Annotated in this window: 15 protein-coding genes and 1 tRNA gene; 8 read left to right on the top strand and 8 right to left on the bottom strand. The window is 60.3% G+C overall.

Features of this window, described 5'->3' with window-relative positions; all coding sequences use genetic code 11:
* The first annotated feature begins 86 nt into the window (after positions 1 to 86).
* The 3 genes from ACP151_RS03540 (at position 87) to ACP151_RS03530 (ending at position 2907) form a co-directional block, all read left to right on the top strand.
* Positions 87 to 2135, top strand: a complete 2049-nt coding sequence (locus tag ACP151_RS03540; protein ID WP_424977477.1) for an ASKHA domain-containing protein — start codon at positions 87 to 89, stop codon at positions 2133 to 2135.
* A 73-nt stretch (positions 2136 to 2208) separates the two neighbouring features.
* Positions 2209 to 2282: transfer RNA gene (locus ACP151_RS03535), tRNA-Gly, on the top strand.
* Positions 2283 to 2562: 280 nt separating this feature from the next.
* On the top strand, positions 2563 to 2907 hold the full coding sequence (locus ACP151_RS03530) for a hypothetical protein (protein WP_424977476.1): 345 nt from the start codon (positions 2563 to 2565) through the stop codon (positions 2905 to 2907).
* Between the two features lie 54 nt (positions 2908 to 2961).
* Here the strand turns inward: ACP151_RS03530 and pgi are convergent, their stop codons facing one another.
* From pgi to zwf, 3 genes are read right to left on the bottom strand one after another with little or no spacing between them, the layout of a single operon-like run.
* Positions 2962 to 4572 carry a glucose-6-phosphate isomerase gene (gene pgi, locus ACP151_RS03525; RefSeq protein WP_424977475.1) on the bottom strand — a complete coding sequence of 537 codons (1611 nt, stop codon included), beginning with the start codon at positions 4570 to 4572 and terminating at the stop codon, positions 2962 to 2964.
* A gap of 17 nt (positions 4573 to 4589) precedes the next feature.
* Complete coding sequence (gene pgl, locus ACP151_RS03520; RefSeq protein WP_424977474.1) at positions 4590 to 5261, bottom strand: 6-phosphogluconolactonase; 672 nt, start codon at positions 5259 to 5261, stop codon at positions 4590 to 4592.
* Entirely contained in the window at positions 5258 to 6733 is a 1476-nt protein-coding gene (gene zwf, locus ACP151_RS03515) for a glucose-6-phosphate dehydrogenase (protein ID WP_424977473.1), read from the bottom strand. The genes pgl and zwf overlap by 4 nt, the downstream gene beginning before the upstream one ends.
* 140 nt (positions 6734 to 6873) lie before the next feature.
* Between zwf and ACP151_RS03510 the strand changes: the two genes are divergently transcribed.
* Positions 6874 to 7827 (top strand): radical SAM protein, encoded by a 954-nt coding sequence (locus ACP151_RS03510; protein ID WP_424977472.1) that lies wholly within the window; start codon positions 6874 to 6876, stop codon positions 7825 to 7827.
* Between the two features lie 16 nt (positions 7828 to 7843).
* Here ACP151_RS03510 and ACP151_RS03505 read toward each other — a convergent pair whose 3' ends face one another.
* Positions 7844 to 9067 (bottom strand): hypothetical protein, encoded by a 1224-nt coding sequence (locus ACP151_RS03505; RefSeq protein ID WP_424977471.1) that lies wholly within the window; start codon positions 9065 to 9067, stop codon positions 7844 to 7846.
* Positions 9068 to 9157: 90 nt separating this feature from the next.
* On the opposite strand from ACP151_RS03505, the gene ACP151_RS03500 reads away from it, so the two are divergent.
* Entirely contained in the window at positions 9158 to 9526 is a 369-nt protein-coding gene (locus ACP151_RS03500; RefSeq protein ID WP_424977470.1) for a hypothetical protein, read from the top strand.
* A 6-nt stretch (positions 9527 to 9532) separates the two neighbouring features.
* Here the strand turns inward: ACP151_RS03500 and ACP151_RS03495 are convergent, their stop codons facing one another.
* Positions 9533 to 9802, bottom strand: a complete 270-nt coding sequence (locus tag ACP151_RS03495; protein WP_424977469.1) for an usg protein — start codon at positions 9800 to 9802, stop codon at positions 9533 to 9535.
* A 224-nt stretch (positions 9803 to 10026) separates the two neighbouring features.
* On the opposite strand from ACP151_RS03495, the gene gyrA reads away from it, so the two are divergent.
* Positions 10027 to 12738, top strand: a complete 2712-nt coding sequence (gyrA, locus tag ACP151_RS03490) for a DNA gyrase subunit A (RefSeq protein ID WP_424977468.1) — start codon at positions 10027 to 10029, stop codon at positions 12736 to 12738.
* 128 nt (positions 12739 to 12866) lie between these two features.
* Positions 12867 to 13217 (top strand): DUF6614 family protein, encoded by a 351-nt coding sequence (locus ACP151_RS03485; RefSeq protein WP_424977467.1) that lies wholly within the window; start codon positions 12867 to 12869, stop codon positions 13215 to 13217.
* A 189-nt stretch (positions 13218 to 13406) separates the two neighbouring features.
* Here the strand turns inward: ACP151_RS03485 and ACP151_RS03480 are convergent, their stop codons facing one another.
* The 3 genes from ACP151_RS03480 to ACP151_RS03470 are packed head-to-tail and all read right to left on the bottom strand — an operon-like array spanning position 13407 to position 16838.
* Positions 13407 to 14876 carry a carboxypeptidase M32 gene (locus tag ACP151_RS03480; protein WP_424977466.1) on the bottom strand — a complete coding sequence of 490 codons (1470 nt, stop codon included), beginning with the start codon at positions 14874 to 14876 and terminating at the stop codon, positions 13407 to 13409.
* A 3-nt stretch (positions 14877 to 14879) separates the two neighbouring features.
* Complete coding sequence (gene ctaA, locus ACP151_RS03475; RefSeq protein ID WP_424977465.1) at positions 14880 to 16025, bottom strand: heme A synthase; 1146 nt, start codon at positions 16023 to 16025, stop codon at positions 14880 to 14882.
* Positions 16026 to 16085: 60 nt separating this feature from the next.
* Positions 16086 to 16838, bottom strand: coding sequence for an RNA methyltransferase (locus ACP151_RS03470; RefSeq protein WP_424977464.1), 753 nt, complete (start codon positions 16836 to 16838; stop codon positions 16086 to 16088).
* 166 nt (positions 16839 to 17004) lie between these two features.
* Between ACP151_RS03470 and ACP151_RS03465 the strand changes: the two genes are divergently transcribed.
* The gene (locus ACP151_RS03465; RefSeq protein WP_424977463.1) at positions 17005 to 17637 is read left to right on the top strand and encodes a thiamine phosphate synthase; all 633 of its coding nucleotides are present in this window, start codon (positions 17005 to 17007) and stop codon (positions 17635 to 17637) included.
* Positions 17638 to 17650 lie beyond the last annotated feature (13 nt).

The raw sequence follows: 17650 nt of genomic DNA, 5'->3' as shown, positions 1-17650 counted from the left end.
AGACAGGAAAATGCCGCCCATTGCCTTTCGCTTGCCGCAAAAGACCATATGCTCCGCCTAAATTGCGGAATGAAAAGGCCACAGGCATGACTGACGAACCCCTCGTTGTGTTTACCCCCTCCGGCAAACGCGGGCATTTCCCCGCGGGCACGCCGATCCTTACGGCAGCCCGGCAGCTTGGGGTCGACCTCGACTCGGTCTGCGGCGGACGCGGCATTTGCTCCAAATGTCAGATCACGCCTTCTTACGGCGAGTTCCCGAAACATGGCGTCACAGTTGAGCAAGGCGCCCTGAGCGAGTGGAACAAGGTCGAGCAGCGCTACAAGGACAAGCGCGGCCTGATCGACGGCCGCCGCCTTGGCTGCCAGGCAACCATCCAAGGTGACATCGTTGTGGACGTGCCGCCGGAAAGCCAGGTCCACCGCCAGGTGGTCCGCAAACGCGCCGAAGCCCGTGACATCACCATGAACCCGTCCACCCGTCTGTACTATGTCGAGGTCGAAGAACCCGACATGCACAAGCCGACCGGCGACTTGGAACGGCTGATCGAGGCACTGGACAGCCAGTGGAACCTGAAAGACGTCGAAACCGACCTTCATATCCTGAATGTGCTGCAGCCCGCGCTGCGCAAAGGCAGCTGGAAAGTCACTGTTGCCGTGCATCTGGGCGATGAAAACCATCCTCCAAAAATCATGCACATCTGGCCCGGCTTCTATGAGGGAACACTTTATGGCCTGGCGGTTGACCTTGGCTCCACCACCATCGCCGCGCATCTTTGCGATTTGAAAACCGGTGAGGTCGTGGCCTCTTCCGGTATCATGAACCCGCAGATCCGCTTTGGCGAAGACCTGATGAGCCGGGTGTCCTATTCGATGATGAACAAGGGCGGCGATCAGGAGATGACCAAGGCCGTGCGCGAAGGCATGAATGCCCTGTTCACTCAAATCGCCTCCGAAGCGGAAATCGACAAGGCGCTGATCGTGGATGCGGTTTTTGTCTGCAACCCGGTGATGCACCACCTGTTCCTTGGCATCGATCCGTTCGAACTGGGCCAGGCGCCTTTTGCGCTGGCGACCTCCAATTCTCTGGCACTTCGCGCTGCTGAGCTTGATCTGAACATTCACCCCGCAGCCCGCGTTTACCTGCTGCCCTGCATCGCAGGCCACGTCGGCGCTGATGCAGCAGCGGTGGCATTGTCCGAAGCTCCGGATAAATCCGAAGATTTGGTTCTGGTCGTGGATGTCGGCACCAACGCCGAGATCCTGCTGGGCAACAAGGAGAAGGTCCTCGCCTGCTCCTCCCCCACCGGACCGGCGTTTGAGGGCGCGCAGATTTCCAGCGGCCAGCGCGCCGCCCCCGGCGCCATCGAACGTGTCGAGATCAACCCCGAGACCAAGGAACCCCGCTTCCGCGTGATCGGTTCGGAAATCTGGTCGGATGAAGACGGCTTTGCCGAGGCGGTCGCCACCACCGGCATCACCGGCATCTGCGGCTCTGGCATCATCGAAGCGATTGCCGAAATGCGCCTTGCTGGTGTGCTGGACGCTTCCGGCCTCATCGGCTCGGCTGAGCAGACCGGCTCCGCCCGCTGCATCCAGGACGGGCGCACCAACGCCTTTATGCTGTGGGATGGCTCCGCCGAGGGCGGCCCGACTATCACTGTCACCAACCCCGACATCCGCGCCATCCAGATGGCCAAAGCGGCGCTTTACTCTGGCGCCCGCCTCTTGATGGACAAGTTTGGCGTCGACACCGTGGACCGGGTGGTGCTGGCGGGCGCCTTTGGCGCGCATATCTCTGCCAAACACGCGATGGTTCTGGGCATGATCCCCGACTGCGTTCTGGACAAGGTCACCTCTGCCGGCAATGCCGCAGGCACCGGCGCGCGGATCGCGCTTCTGAATACCGAAGCCCGCGGCGAGATTGAAGAGACCGTGCGCCGGATCGAGAAGATCGAAACCGCAGTTGAACCCCGCTTTCAGGAGCATTTCGTGAATGCCTCGGCAATCCCGAATTCGGCTGAGCCCTTCCCGATCCTGGAAACAGTGGTCACCCTTCCGCAGGTGAATTTCAACACAGGTGGCGGGGATGGCGAAAACGCCGCCGGTGGCCGTCGCCGCCGTCGCCGCGGCTGATCCTCCTGCCCTGAAATTTCTGCTGCGGCGCCCTTGACCTTGCTGGCGCCGCGGCATACTCCTGCCCGCACAAGCGGGTATGGTGAAATGGTATCATGCGAGCTTCCCAAGCTTAAGGCGCGGGTTCGATTCCCGCTACCCGCTCCAGCCTCCCCATATTTTCAAACACTTGCTGCCCCCAATTCCGGCACAATGTTTGACTGCCAGTCTCAAGCGCATACCGGCTGTTTGTGCTAGACTGGCTGCGCACGTCCGCTTGGTTCGGACGGCCAGTTTGGGAGGATACCAGTATGACACGTCACCACTTCACCGCCGCAGTGCTGTGCACTTTTGCACCGGAACCGCTTTTGCAGGCACAACCTGGGAACAAGGCGGCACCGGAACAGGCGTCACAGCCAATACGCCCACAGAAATCACTGACGGGCACATGGTGATTCAGACCAGCAGTTCCTATGACAATGTTGAGATGGAAGACGCTGAACACCCGATGAACGGTGCCGCCGGCCCCTGTTTCGGTGCGGTCGAGGCAGCCCCGTCCGGGGTGACCGGCGGCGGCATTTGCGCCTTCACTGACACGGCCGGCAACAAGGTAATTCTACATTGGCATGCCGAAGGCATGGACGCCTCTGGCGCCCTGACCGGAAGCTGGAAACTGAACGGCGGCACAGGCCACTGGGCGGCGGCCAAAGGCGGCGGCACTTTCTCCTCTCTGACGGATCCTGCAAGCGGAAACTTCGTCAATACCATCACCAGCAGTATCACGCTGCCCTAACCCGGACAGCGAGGCGGCGGAACAGTCCCCGCCTTGCTGTGCCTTACGTCCGCGTCAACACCCTGCTGCTCCGCGGACAAAGTCCAGCAGCGCGCGGGTAGAGCCATCCTTACCTTCTGCGTTTGAATCACCAGCCAGCAGCGGTGCCAATGTGTTGGCCAGCTCCTTGCCCAATTCAACCCCCCATTGATCAAAGGAATTGATGCCCAGGATCACCCCTTCAACAAACACCCGGTGCTCATACAGGGCGATGATCTGGCCCAGAACATGGGGTGTCAGCTTTGGATAGACCAGCGTGGTCGAGGGCCGGTTGCCCGGAAACACACGGTGCCGCGCCTGGCGTTCCAGCTCGGCTCCTGCGAACCCCCTGGCCTGCATCAGCGCGCGGGCTTCCTCCAGGCTGCGGCCACGCATCAGCGCCTCGGACTGGGCCAGGCAATTTGCCACCAACAGCTTGTGGTGATGCGCCAGTTCCGGCTCATGGCCCTTGGCCGCCACCAGAAACTCCGCCGGAATGACAGAGGTGCCCTGATGCAGCAGCTGATAAAACGCATGCTGGCCGTTGGTGCCGGGCTCCCCCCAGACCACCGGGCCAGAGGCATAGGGCAGCGCCGATCCGTCCATCGCCACGGATTTCCCGTTTGATTCCATCTCCAATTGCTGAAGATATGCGGGCAGCCGCCGCAACCGCTGATCATAGGGCAGCACAGCACGGGTCGGATACCCGCAAACCTGATTGTGCCAGATGCCGGTCAGCGCCAGCATCACCGGCATGTTTCGCGCCCAGGGGGCATCGCGGAAATGATCATCCATGGCCTTGCCGCCAGCAAGAAACGCACGGAAATCTTCCGGTCCCACAGCCAGCATCAGGCTCAGCCCGATCGGCCCCCAGACCGAATAGCGGCCGCCGACCCAGTCTTCGAATCCAAACACCTGCCTGCGCGGAATGCCAAAGGCTGCTGTCTCCTCTTCCGAGGTCGACAGCGCCAGAAACTGCTGCGCCGGGTCTCCGCCGCCTGCTTGCACCCAGTCCCGCGCTGTCGCTGCATTTGTCATCGTTTCGATGGTGGTGAACGTCTTCGATGCGACAATCACCAAAGTCGTCGCAGGATCAAGCCGTTGCAGGATATCGTGAATATGCGCACCATCCACGTTGGACACGAAATGGCAGCGCGGCCCGTCATGATAGGGAGCAAGCGCCAGGGCGGCCATCACCGGACCCAGATCAGATCCGCCGATCCCGATGTTCACTACATCCGTAAAGGCGCCACCCGGCCCCCGCATTGCGCCGGAGCGAATACGACGCGCCAATTCTGCCATCCGGTCCAGTGTCTTGCGCAATGGGCCGCGGATATCCGCGCCATCGACCAGCAGCTCCGGGCCGTCCGGATCACGCAGGGCCGTATGCAACACCGCACGCTGCTCGGTTTCATTGATGCAGCCGCCATCAAACATCGCGGTGCGCGCGGCTGCGACGCCGCGGCTTTCGCACATGGCAATCAGGGCGTCTCTTACTGCCGGGGTGATCAAAGTCTTGGAGTAATCGAACAAGAGATCATCGGCTCTGACACTGAACGCCGCGGCGCGCCCGGAATCCTTGTCGAACAAATCAATAATGCCGTCACTGCAAACATCGGAATGCAGCGTCTTCAATGCAGCAAACATTTCTACCTTTCCTGAGTTCACGGAGCCCAATGGACTGTGGTCTCTGACAAAACAGCCTGAATAGGGGCAGTTTCCGGAGGCAAAGCCAAGGCCTGCTCAAGCGCCCTGCGCTTGGCATCGCCGAAAATCACCAGATGCTTGGCGATTGCGGCGTCCAGCACCCGCGCTGTCAGGCTGATACGTGCTTCTGGCTGGCTGTCCGGCCGCATCACCACCAAAGGCGGCGCATCCGCTGCCAGCGCTCTGTCAATTCCTGCTGCACCGGGAAACAGCGAGGCCGTATGCATGTCTTCGCCCATTCCCAGCAGCAATACGGACAGCGGCAGCTCCGGCACAACCAGGCTTTCCAGCTCCGCCAGCACATCTTCCGGCTCTCGCTGCGGCACATGAAACGGCAGGAACTGCGCCTCGGCAGCGCGGTTCTGCAACAGCCTGCCATGGATCATTGCCGCATTGGACCGGGCTGTGTCTGCAGCCACCCAGCGTTCATCCGTGGCCATGACATGAACCCGGCTCCATTCGATATCCGCAGCACAGAGATCGTCAAAGATCAGTCCCGGCGTGGTGCCGCCCGCAACTGCAAAAGACGCCGCATCATGATGCAGAAGATGTGTTTTCAGATCGCCAGCAATTTCATTTGCCACCTCGATCGCCAGCATGTCCTGATCAGCGTACTCGTTGAACGTCATGGGTTGATCCCCCTCCATTCACGCCCGTCGCGGCGCATCAGCAAATCGGCATCCTCTGGGCCAGCGGTACCGCTAACGTAAGGTTTAGGCACATCGCCGCGGGATTTCCAGCCCTCAATTATCGGATCGGTCCAGGCCCAGGCCGCTTCGACCTCATCGCCCCTCATAAACAACGTCTGATTGCCGCGCACAACATCCATAATCAGCCGTTCGTATGCGTCCGGCGGATCGCCGCCCTCTGGCCCCAAGGCTTCTGCAAAGCTCATATCCAGCGGCACGTCGATCAACCGCATGCCGCCCTGCCCCGGCTCCTTGATCGTCACGCTTAGCGTGATGCCCTCATTCGGTTGCAGGCGGATCTTCAGATGGTTGGCATGGCGTCCGGCCTCGGCCCCGAAAATCGAATGCGGCGCGTCCTTGAACATCACATTGATCACAGAGGACCGGTTTACCAGTCTCTTGCCAGTGCGCAGATAAAACGGCGTGCCGGCCCACCGCCAATTGCTGATATGCGCCTTCAGCGCCACATAGCTCTCTGTGGTGCTGCGCGGGTTGCCGACCAGCCCTCGGTAGGAAGGATGCGGCGCCTCCGGGTCCAGATTGGCCTGATACTGGCCGCGCACGATGTGATGCGGTTCCACCGGGTCCAGCGCACGGATTACCTTCAGCTTCTCGTCCCGCACCGCGTCCGGGTCGAATTTCGCGGGGGGTTCCATCGCGATCAGGCACAAAAGCTGCATCAAGTGGTTTTGCATCATATCGCGCATGGCGCCGGCGCGTTCATAATATTCTTCGCGCCCCTCCACCCCGACGGTTTCCGCCACGGTAATCTGAATGTGGTCCACATACTGACTGTTCCACAATGGTTCGAACAGCATGTTGCCGAACCGCACCGCCATCAGATTCTGCACCGTCTCCTTGCCCAGATAATGATCGATCCGGTAGATCTGGCCTTCGTCGAAATGGCCCGCCAGGGTCCGGTTCAGCTCCCGTGCAGTCGCCAGATCGTGGCCAAAGGGCTTCTCCACCACGATCCGTGTCTCCGCATTCGCAAGCCCATGCCGTTGCAGCCGCTCGGCCAGCGGCCCGAACAGACTGGGACCAACCGAGAAGTAAAACACACGAACCGGAACGTCCTTTGCCGGGCGCAGTTGGTGGCTCAACTCCTGCCAGCCTTCTTCCCCCAGGGCATCCAAGGCAACATAGCTGACACGCTTCAGAAACGCCTCCAGCGCACCGCCGCCGCAGGCTTTTGGTCCCGCATGTGCACGCAGAGCCTTGGCCACAACCATGCGGTATTCCTCGCAGGTCAGGCTGGTCCGTGCGGCACCGATGATCCGTTCTTGTGCCGAAAGCTGCCCGGCGCAATGGCGGCGGAACAGCGCTGGCAGAATCTTGCGCTGCGCCAGATCGCCAGTGCCGCCAAATATCACCAGGTCAAACGGGTCGACCGGTATCACACGCGAAACCATTTTTGTTCTTCCTGTCTCCGCCGGGGCAGGCGCGGCCCACCGCCGCTCACATCCCTGTCATGTGCCTGACCGGCTGCTTTCATTTCCTGCCCAGTATAAGGTAGCCTGCCACGAAAGGAACTGCCCCGAAGGACATCCGCATGAAAGACCTGCAAAAATCTGCCGCGAACTTAGGCAAGTTCCAAGACGCCTTTGTGACGGCGAATGGTCAAGACCGCGCCTCCGTTCCGCTCAGCCGCCCTGAAACGCTTTGGTTCAACACCGGCACTCTTTGCAACATCGAATGCGGCAACTGCTATATTCTCAGCTCTCCGACGAATGACGCTCTGGTCTATCTGACCACTGCCGAGGTTGAAACCTATCTGGATCAGATCGCGGATCGCAACTGGCCTATCCGGGAAATCGGATTTACTGGCGGCGAACCTTTCATGAATCCTCAGATGATCGCGATGGCCCGCGCCGCGCTTGAGCGCGGATTCGAGGTTCTGATCCTCACCAACGCGATGCGCCCGATGATGCGTAAAACGGTCAAGGCGGGCCTTCTGGCGCTGCGTGACGACTTCGGCGCCAAGCTGACGCTGCGCATTTCGGTCGACCACCACAGCGAAGCGCTGCACGACGAAGAGCGCGGCGCAGGCAGCTTTGCCAAGACCATCGAAGGCATGCAATGGCTGCGCGACAACGGCTTGCAGATGGCCGTTGCAGGCCGCACTGTCTGGGGGGAAAACGACACCGAGGCCCGCGCCGGATATGCAGCATTGTACAGCAAACACGGTTTTGCCATCGACGCCCAGAACCCGGGCCAGACCGTGCTGTTCCCAGAGATGGACGAAACCGTGGAAGTGCCCGAGATCACAACGGCTTGCTGGGATATCCTGGACAAGACGCCCGACAGCGTGATGTGCGCGTCCTCCCGTATGGTGGTAAAGCGCAAAGGCGCGGACAGCCCTGCCGTTCTGGCCTGCACTCTCCTGCCCTACGCCCCAGAGTTTGAGCTGGGCGCGACCCTGGCCGAGGCCGAGCGCCCGGTGCAGCTGAACCACCCCCATTGCGCCAAATTCTGCGTTCTTGGAGGGGCCAGCTGCTCAGCTTGACGGACTTTGGGCCTCGTCAGAGGCCCCAGGTATCCGTCGTGAAATTGGCAGAGGACAGTTCTACGTCAGTGGAAAACTCCACAAGCACGTTGTCGCCGAAGTACAGCCTGTTCTCTTCGTTGCTCATGAACAGCAGACTTTCGTCAGAGGCCCGCCATTCTGCCTGATCGAAAGTCACTTCGGTATCGCGCGGAACAGCAGACACGGCTTCCGCTGCGTCAAAGACAAAGATGTCCTTACTGGCTGAGAAATCGTCAACAATCGCAACCGTCGAATAGTCGTCCAGTTCAATAAACAACCTATCACGGCCTCCACCTGTGGACACCGTATCAGCTGCATTCGAAAAACTGCCGGTCAGAATGTAGATATCGTCGCTGCCCGTCCCGGCACGAAGCCGTTCGGCGTGCATCCCTTCCAGCACAATCTTGTCACCCCCGCTGCCAGTGCGGATGTCAGCGGTCAACCCGTCTGGAGAAGAATTGCTGGACCCGTTGATAACCACGGTGTCCTTGCCCTTGCCAGTCACAATCGACAGGTTGGCAGTTACATCCCGTGCGCTGGTGAACTCAAAGTAATCATTGCCCTTACCAGTGTTCACCTCCAGATTACTAAGGTCCTCTCCGGCGTGGTAGGTGACATTGTCATTACCGCCCTGCGTTTTCACACGAACACCGTCAGCAACCACTTGTTCCATTTGACTGATATTCAACGTGTCATCTTGCGCCCCGGCAATCAGAGTGAACCTGCCCCCTTCGGTGCCGCCAAACAGCTCGATGTCATATTTCCAATGCTCCACTGAAATGACATTTGTCTCGATTTTATCCAGTTCCAGCTTGAAGCCCGCGACCATCTCAACTGCAGCGTGCGACGACACCGTATCGTAGCCCTTCCCACCATCGAAGCTAAGTTGGCTGTATTTGCTGAGCCCGCTTCCGACATTGAGATCGAAATAGAGCGTCTCAATCAGGTCATCACCTGAACCGCCGAAAAAGCGGTCTGAAAGATCAGGAAGGGACGGAAAGTCGATTTCGCTGTTATAGTGATAGATGGAGAACGTATCATCCCCGCCCTTACCATACCAGCTTTCACGAATGGTCCCTGTGGCCCCCAAAAAGTTGTCAAAGTTGTTTCTAACAATTGTCGTGCGCATTTTTGATTGTCTCTTTGCCTGTTGTTGCCTGCCCAGCACTCGCTGACGGATTTGAAGCCCCGTGGGCTCGCCACCAAACTCAACACGCATAAGCTTTAAGGCTGCACCACTCTTCCCGCAACCGCAAAGGGTGCCCGACGAAACTGAGCTTCCCGGGCAAAGCCAGCATGACCCGGCCGGATGGAATTTCATTGCCGCCGCAATGCCGCGACACATGAAAAACAATGGGACAAGCGGTTCTTGCTCGCAGGTATTCTGGCAGCAACTTGGGAAGGCTCGGCGGCCTTAGGAACGCGACTTTCCTGGCGCTGGATCCGCGTCAACAATCCATTTCCCAAGAAATACCACCCGGCTTCACCTTTTGGGCATCGGACTGCTAAACAGCTTCAGGCGCAGACCAGGTGTCCTTCCGCCTCCTGTTGCAAAAAATCTGCTTTCACCCTTTCAAACCCTTCAGCCCACGGCCGAGGAATACAAAAGCCGGATGTCGTCAGGCAGGTCTTCACCGCCAACGGCGCGACCGGCCGTGTTGGCGATGCCAGACACTGATCCGGGTCAGTGGATCTGAAACTCGCCGACAACATTGCGCCACTCGCCGGGGCCGATCATCTTGCGGTGATTGAACCGCACCGAATGCAGCGGCCCGTCAATCTCGCGCTGCCAGAATTCGATGAATTCAAACAGCCGCGGGTGGTCCGGCGCAAGGTCGTACTGCTGCCAGACGAAGGTGTTCAATACATGGATATGATCCGGCATGTGATAGGTGAATTCCGCCGTAGTCAGCCCGTATCCCTTGAGCATCAGCTCGGTTTCGCTGGTCTCCATCTCTAGCCTCCTTTTCGTCCCCCCTTCTGTTGATGCTAGGGTGCAATTGGTTAATTTCCTCAAAAACAGTGCGTTATCAATGCGTGAACGGCTGCGATCCGGCTTTCGGAGGCTGCGTGCTTGCGCCTCATATACGGTCTCTGATAGGGTGCATACACAATATATAGACCCAGAAGAAAGAGCGGGCAGCCAACGTGAGCGATACGCCGGAAACTCCTGAAAACATGGACGAAAATCTGCCGGAACGCCCGGCCTATGACGGGCCGACCGTCTCCATCGAAACTGAGATGCGCAACTCGTATCTCGACTATGCGATGTCGGTCATCGTCAGCCGGGCCATCCCGGACCTGCGGGACGGTCTGAAGCCGGTTCACCGCCGCATTCTCTATGCGATGCACGAATCCGGCAACACCCATGACAAGTCCTACCGCAAATCGGCCCGCCCGGTCGGCGACGTGATGGGTAAATATCACCCGCACGGCGACAGTGCGATCTATGACGCGCTGGTGCGGATGGCGCAGGACTTCTCGATGTCGCTGCCGCTTTTGGACGGCCAGGGCAACTTCGGCTCGATGGACGGCGACAACCCGGCGGCCATGCGCTACACCGAAGTGCGCATGGACAAGCCTGCTGCCTTCCTGCTGTCGGACATCGACAAGGAAACGGTCGATTTCCAGGACAACTACGACGGCAAGGACCGCGAGCCGACCGTGCTCCCGGCCCGGTTCCCGAACATGCTGGTCAATGGTGCCGGCGGTATTGCGGTTGGCATGGCCACCAATATCCCGCCGCACAATCTGGGCGAAGTGATTGATGCCACATTGGCGCTGATCGAAGACCCCGACCTGACCAGCGAACAGCTGATCGATTACGTCCCCGGCCCCGACTTTCCTACCGGCGGCGTGATGCTGGGCCGCTCCGGCGCCCGCAAGGCCTATCTCGAAGGCCGCGGCAGTGTGGTGATCCGCTCGAAAACCCGTGTCGAGGAGATCCGCAAGGATCGCTATGCCATTGTCGTGGATGAGATCCCCTATCAGGTGAACAAAGCCGCGATGATCGAGAAGATCGCCGAGCAGGTCCGCGAAAAGAAAATCGAAGGCGTCGCCCATGTGCAGGATGAATCCGACCGCAACGGCGTGCGGGTTGTTGTGGAACTCAAACGCGACGCAACCCCCGAGGTGGTGCTGAACCAGCTGTTCCGTTTCACCCCGATGCAAACCTATTTCGGCTGCAACATGCTGGCGCTGAACGGCGGCCGCCCGGAACAGCTGACGCTGCGCCGGTTCCTGACCTCCTTCATCGATTTCCGCGAAGACGTGGTTGCACGGCGTACTGCGCATCTTCTGCGCAAAGCGCGCGAGCGCAGCCACATTCTGTGCGGCTTGGCCGTTGCGGTTACCAACATCGATGAAATCGTCACCACTATCCGCCAATCCTCGGATGCGGCGGAAGCGCGTCAAAAACTGATGACCCGCCGCTGGCCCGCCCAGCCGATCCTTGAATACATCAGGCTGATCGATGATCCGACCCACACGGCGAATGAAGACGGCACCTACAACCTGTCAGAAACCCAAGCCCGCGCCATCCTGGAGCTGCGTCTGCAGCGCCTGACCCAGATCGGTGTCAAGGAAGTCACGGACGAGCTGGAAGAACTGGCCGGCAAGATCAAGGAATACCTTGAAATCCTGTCTTCGCGCGAACGGATCATGGGCATTATCGGCGACGAGCTGCGCGAGGTGCGCAACAATTTCGCCGTGCCGCGCCGCACCGAAATCGTCGACTGGTCCGGCGACATGGAGGACGAGGACCTGATCGAGCGCGAGGACATGGTGGTGACCGTGACTTCTGGCGGCTATATCAAACGTACTCCGCTGGCCGACTTCCGCGCACAAAAGCGCGGAGGCAAAGGTGTTTCAGGCATGCAGACCAAAGAAGAGGATGTGATCACCACCCTCTTTGTCGCCAACACCCATACCCAGCTGCTGTTCTTCACCACAGATGGCATGGTCTACAAGCTCAAGACCTGGCGCCTGCCGCAGTCTGGCCGCACTGGCAAAGGCAAGGCGATCGTCAACATCCTGCCGATCCCCACAGGTGTTTCCATCGCCGCCATCATGCCGGTCGACGTACCGGATGAAGAATGGGAAAACCTGCAGGTGGTCTTTGCGACCTCCGGCGGCGATGTGCGCCGCAACCGCCTGTCGGATTTCACCAACGTCCGCCGCAACGGCAAGATCGCGATGAAACTGCCCGAGGACGGCTCCGTGAAGCTGGTGAACGTGCGCATCTGCTCGGAAGATGACGACGTGATGCTGTTCACCAATTCCGGCCGGGCGATCCGCTTCCGCTCCACCGATGTGCGCGTGTTCAACTCGCGTGAATCGACAGGCGTGCGCGGTATCAGGCTCAGCGGAGAGGATCACGTTGTTTCGATGTCCGTCATCCGCCACTTTGAGGCAACGCCCGAAGACCGTGCTGCCTATCTCAAGATGCGCCGTGCCGTGGCTGGCCTCACGGATGAGGATGCATCGGACGAAGAGAACGTACCGGCAAGCGATACCTTCAGCCAGGAGAAATATGTGGAGATGTCGGCAGCAGAAATGCTGATCCTGACCATCACTGCAGGCGGCTCCGGCAAGCTTTCGTCCTCGCATGATTACCCGGTGCGCGGCCGTGGCGGCATGGGCGTAACGGCCATGGACAAGGCCATGCGCGGCGGCGAAATTGTGGCCTCCTTCCCCGTCGAGATGGATGACCAGATCATGCTGGCCACCTCCAAGGGCCAGTCGATCCGTGTACCGATTGACGGCATCTCCTTCCGCTCGCGCTCGGCTGGCGGCGTGCGGGTGTTCAACACCGGCAAGGGAGAGGAAGTGGTCTCTGTCGCCTGGATCGCTGAAAACGGCGAGGACGCGGAAGACGGCGGCGAAGAATAAGCCCCGTCTCCTGGAAAACTTGACGCGCCGTCCCGTTGCCGGGGCGGCGTTCGCTTTGTTAACGCTCCCCTAACGGATCTTAGGTATTGTTACGGCAAGTTCTGATGTCTCATGAAGGGGATTCCCAAATGAACTTGTACCACTGCTCCATCGACCTGCATCACGAGGCCAAGGCGCTCAACTTTGCCAGTGCGGTTGATCAATGGATGATTTATCTGCAGGAACGCGGCGTTGTCCAAAGCTGGCGCCTGCTGCGCCGCAAACTGAATCTTGCCAGCGACAGCTGCCGGGATTTCCTGCTGGAAATTGAATTTCAGGACATGCCCCAGCTGGACCGTGCCTTCCGGGTACTTGGCGAACACGATGAAGAGGTCGAACGCCTCTACACAAATGTGACCACCCTGATCGCCACTGCAGACATCGGCCTTTACCGGCCCTTCCCGGATCCAGAACGGGCGGAACGGATGGCGCTGATCTGACAGGCATATGGCTCAGACCGGGGTGGAACCCAACACGGAACTGGCAAAATCAGATCGGCAACGGCGGTATGCTTCAGTTCACTCTCTTACTCCCCCTAGGAATAAGAGAATACTGTTAAGATATGGAATTTCAGGCGCAGCAGGGTTTCCGCTGCCGCCAGAAGGCCTTAGCCGTGTATCAGAGTAGACTCAGAGATCGTAAAGCTGGCTGAACTTCTCTTCGAGATAGGCCAGCAGCGGCGCGTGGCTCGGCTCCATGCCGGCGGCATGCACGATGGTCTCGCGCGGGCTGCGAAGACCACCGTATTGCTGCAGGTTTTCCTTTAGCCAGCTGGTTGCACCGCTTGTGTCACCCTCAGCCAGATCGGCATCCAGCCCTGACACATCCCGGCGCAGTGCCTGGTACAGGCAGCCGGCGTAAACATTGCCCAATGTGTAGGTCGGGAAGTAGCCGAACAGGCCAACCGACCAGTGTACATCCTGCAAACAGCCATTGGACGGCTTGTCGACACCATAGCCAAAATCCGCTTCAAACCGGTCGTTCCAGGCTGCTTCCAGGTCCTTCACCGCCAGATCGCCGCTCATCAGCGCGCGCTCCAGACCGAACCGCATCATAATATGGAGATTGTATTGCAGCTCATCCGCTTCTGTCCGGATGTAACCTTTATGCACCGCATTCACAGCGGCATAGAAAGCATCCGCATCCGCGACGCCAAAATCGCCAAAGGCAGTCTTCATCTCCTCAAACAGCCAGCCGGTAAAGGCCCGGCTGCGGCCGATCTGGTTTTCATAGATCCGGCTCTGGCTTTCATGCACCCCCATCGACACTCCGCTGCCCAGCGGCGTCAGCAGGTAATCACGGCTGATGTTCTGTTCATAGGCCGCGTGGCCGACCTCATGGATGGTGGAATAGAAGCAGTTGAACGGATCGCTCTCGCTGGTCCGCGTGGTGATCCGAACATCCAGCCCCCCTCCGGAACAGAACGGGTGCACCGCCTTGTCGACCCGGCCATGCGACATGTCATAACCGAACTGTTTGGCAAGCTTGCGGGTCAGCTTCATCTGCGCGGCTTCGTCAAAGGCGCCGGTCAGCCCTTTGGGGGCGGGTTTCTCCAGCACCTTTGCCCGCAGCTCCACCAATCCGGGACGCATGGCGTCGAACATTTCGGCGATTGCGGCACCGGTCATGCCATGCTCATAGTCTTGGACCATGGCATCATAGACATCTCCGCCCGCCGCCAGCGCCTGCCCTTCCTCGCGCTTCAGCGCAACGACGTCCTCCAACACCGGAACAAAGGCGGCAACGTCCTCATCTGCCCGCGCGGCGGCCCATTGGCCCTGCGCCACAGATGTCACCTGAGCAATCTTTTTGGCCAGATCGGCAGGCACTTTGGCGGTGCGCTCATAGCTGCGGCGGATCTCGCGCAGCTGCGCTGCGCCGGCTTCATTGGGGGCCACCGCCTGCTCCAGCCACTCCGCCACCCGCGGGTCGCTGCGGCGGGCGTGCAGCACCGCCTCGATCGCGGCCATTTCCTCCCCCCGCTGCGGCGCCGCCCCGCGCGGCATCATGGTTTCCTGATCCCAGCCCAGACGGCCCGCAATCTGCCCCAGCGCCTGAGTTTCGCGCTGGAAAGCCGTCAAATCATCAAATGCGCTCATGGGTCAGTGATCCTTGATCGAGGTTGCAATGGGATAGGCAGACAGAAAGCGGGCGCGCAGGATAAGAACCCAGACGCCAACCGCCGCCAGCTGATGCGTAATCGCGACATGCAGCGGTGCGGCGTAGATCACCGTGATGATCCCCAGCAGCACCTGCACCGACAGTGCCGCAAAAACCGCGTTGAAGGCAAACCGGGTCCGGGCATGGGCAGAGCCGCGCCCGCGCAGCCAGGCCACCACGGCAAAGGCAAACAGCAGATAGCCCGCCACCCGGTGGATGAATTGCACAAGACCGGGGTTTTCAAAGAAGTTCTTCCAGAGAGGCTCCAGCATGAATGGGTTCGGCGGGATCATCTGCCCGCCCATCATCGGCCAGTCCGTGTAAGAGCGGCCGGCGTCGATACCCGCCACCAGCGCCCCCAGCAGGATCTGCAACAGGGCGAAATGCATGAGACCGGTGGACAGGCTGAACAATTTGGCTTCTTTGGCGCGGCGGGCCTGCATCAGCTCGCGCTCTTCCCGGCCCAGCATCAGCATATACCAGGCAATGAAGCCCAGGATCACAAAGGCCAGCCCCAGATGGACGGCAAGACGGTAAGAGGCAACAGTGGTCATCCCCTCGCCCTGTGTCACGCCAGAAGCCACCATCCACCAGCCGATGGCGCCCTGCACGCCACCAAGAATACCGGGCAGCAGCAGCCGGCGGGTCCAGCCTGCCGGGATCTTGCGCGCCGCCAGAAAGCCGAAGAACCCAAGCGCCCAGACCACGCCCATGACACGGCCCAGCTGACGGTGGCCCCACTCCCACCAGTAGATCGATTTGAAATCCGCCAGTTCCATCCATTGGTTCTGGATGCGCCACTGGTCGATTTCTTTGTACTTGTCGAACTCCGCTTGCCAGTCGGCCTCAGACATCGGCGGAATGGCCCCGGTCACCGGGCGCCATTCAGTAATCGACAGGCCGCTGTCGGTCAGACGCGTCAGCCCGCCCACCACAATCATAGCCACCACCAGCGCAAACAGCACCATCAGCCAGGCACGGATCGCCTTGCGGGCACCGCCACGGCCGCGGTCGATCAGACCCGGCTGCACTGCGGGCGCGTCTGTCTTCTCGCCCTCGACCTCTTCGAAAATGCTGCGCTTGCTCATGCGTGCCTCTTTATCTCTGCTGCCAAGCTAGGGGCGGGTCATCTAAAGGTCCAGTGCGGCTTATTCGCCACCGCGCTCTTTCCAGCGGACCATCTGCCGCATGATGCCATGCAGCATCTGCACGTCAGACCGGGTCATCCGCATCCGGGACCACAGGTTGCGCAGGTTGGTCTTCATGCTGTCGGCCTTTTCCGGCGGAAAAAAGAAGCCCGCCGCGTCCAGCCGGTCCTCGTAATGCTCCACCAGTTTCTCGACCTCGACGCCAGTGGCCCAGTCGCCCTTGCGGCCCAGATCCGTGGTTTCATGCACCACGTCGCCCGACTGCCGCATCCATTCATAACCGGTCAGCAGCACACATTGGCCGAGGTTCAGCGAAGCATAAAGCGGGTTCACCGGCACCGAGATGATGGCGTTGGCCTTGGCAATATCCTCGTTTTCCAGCCCCGCACGTTCCGGCCCGAACATCACTGCAACCTTCTCTCCGGCTGCGATCTTCTCGGCTGCGATCTGCATGGCGCGTTCGGGGCTGTACACCGGTTTGGTCAGCCCGCGCTGGCGGGCGGTGGTGGCGAACACATAGGTGCAGTCGCCCAGCGCCTCCGGCACATCCGCGCACAGCTGCGCCTCATCCAGCAGGCGGCCGGCACCCGAGGACATCGCCACTGCCTTGGGGTTCGGCCAGCCATCACGCGGCGCCACGATGCGCATCCGGTCAAGACCGAAGTTCCACATCGCCCGCGCAGCGGCGCCGATATTCTCGCCCATCTGCGGGCGGACAAGGACAAAGGCGGGCTGGGGCGTATCGGTGGGCATCGTGTTCTCCGGCAAAATCGGCACCGCTGTACTGCCCGCGCGGCTGCGGGGCAAGGTCCTGCACGGTTTTGGGCCGCATTTACCGGGGCTTCTGCGCCGCAAATCCTTGCGTCCTGCCGGAAATCGGCTAAACACCGTCAAACCGCCTGAACAATGGAGCACCACGATGGGAAGCCCTGAAGAAACCGTCGAGCAGCCGCAGATCTATCTGATCTCCCCGCCGAGTTTCGAGCTGGGCAAATTCCCCGGCCAGCTGGCACGGGTGCTTGATGAGATCGACGTGGCCTGCGTGCGCCTGGATTTGGCAAGCCGCGACGAGGACACGCTGAGCCGCGCCGGTGATGCCCTGCGTGAGGTCACCATGGAGCGTGACGTGGCGCTGGTGATTTCCGACCACCAGATCCTGGCGGAACGGCTGGGGCTGGACGGCGTACATCTGACCGATGCGTCCAAATCGGTGCGCACCGCCCGCAAAGCGCTGGGGCCGGATGCCATTGTCGGCTGTTTCTGCGGCGCTTCGCAGCATGACGGCATCGTCGCAGGCGAAGCGGGTGCGGATTATGTGAGTTTCGGCCCGGTGGGCACATCCGGCCTGGGCGACGGAGCGCAGGCGGAAGCTGATCTGTTTCAGTGGTGGTCCCAGATGATCGAGGTTCCAGTGGTCGCCGAGGGAGGTTTGACCGAGGATCTGGTGCGCGGCATTGCGCCCTTTACAGATTTCTTTGGCATCGGTGATGAGATCTGGCACGCAGAGGACCCGCTGGCCGCACTGACGGTTTTGATGCGGGCGATGGGCTGAGCGTCCCTGCCCT

The organism is Leisingera sp. S232, assembly GCF_049800895.1.
GTDB lineage: Bacteria > Pseudomonadota > Alphaproteobacteria > Rhodobacterales > Rhodobacteraceae > Leisingera.
The sequence above is the reverse complement of the archived record's forward strand: the minus strand, read 5'-3'. Positions and strand labels throughout refer to the sequence as shown.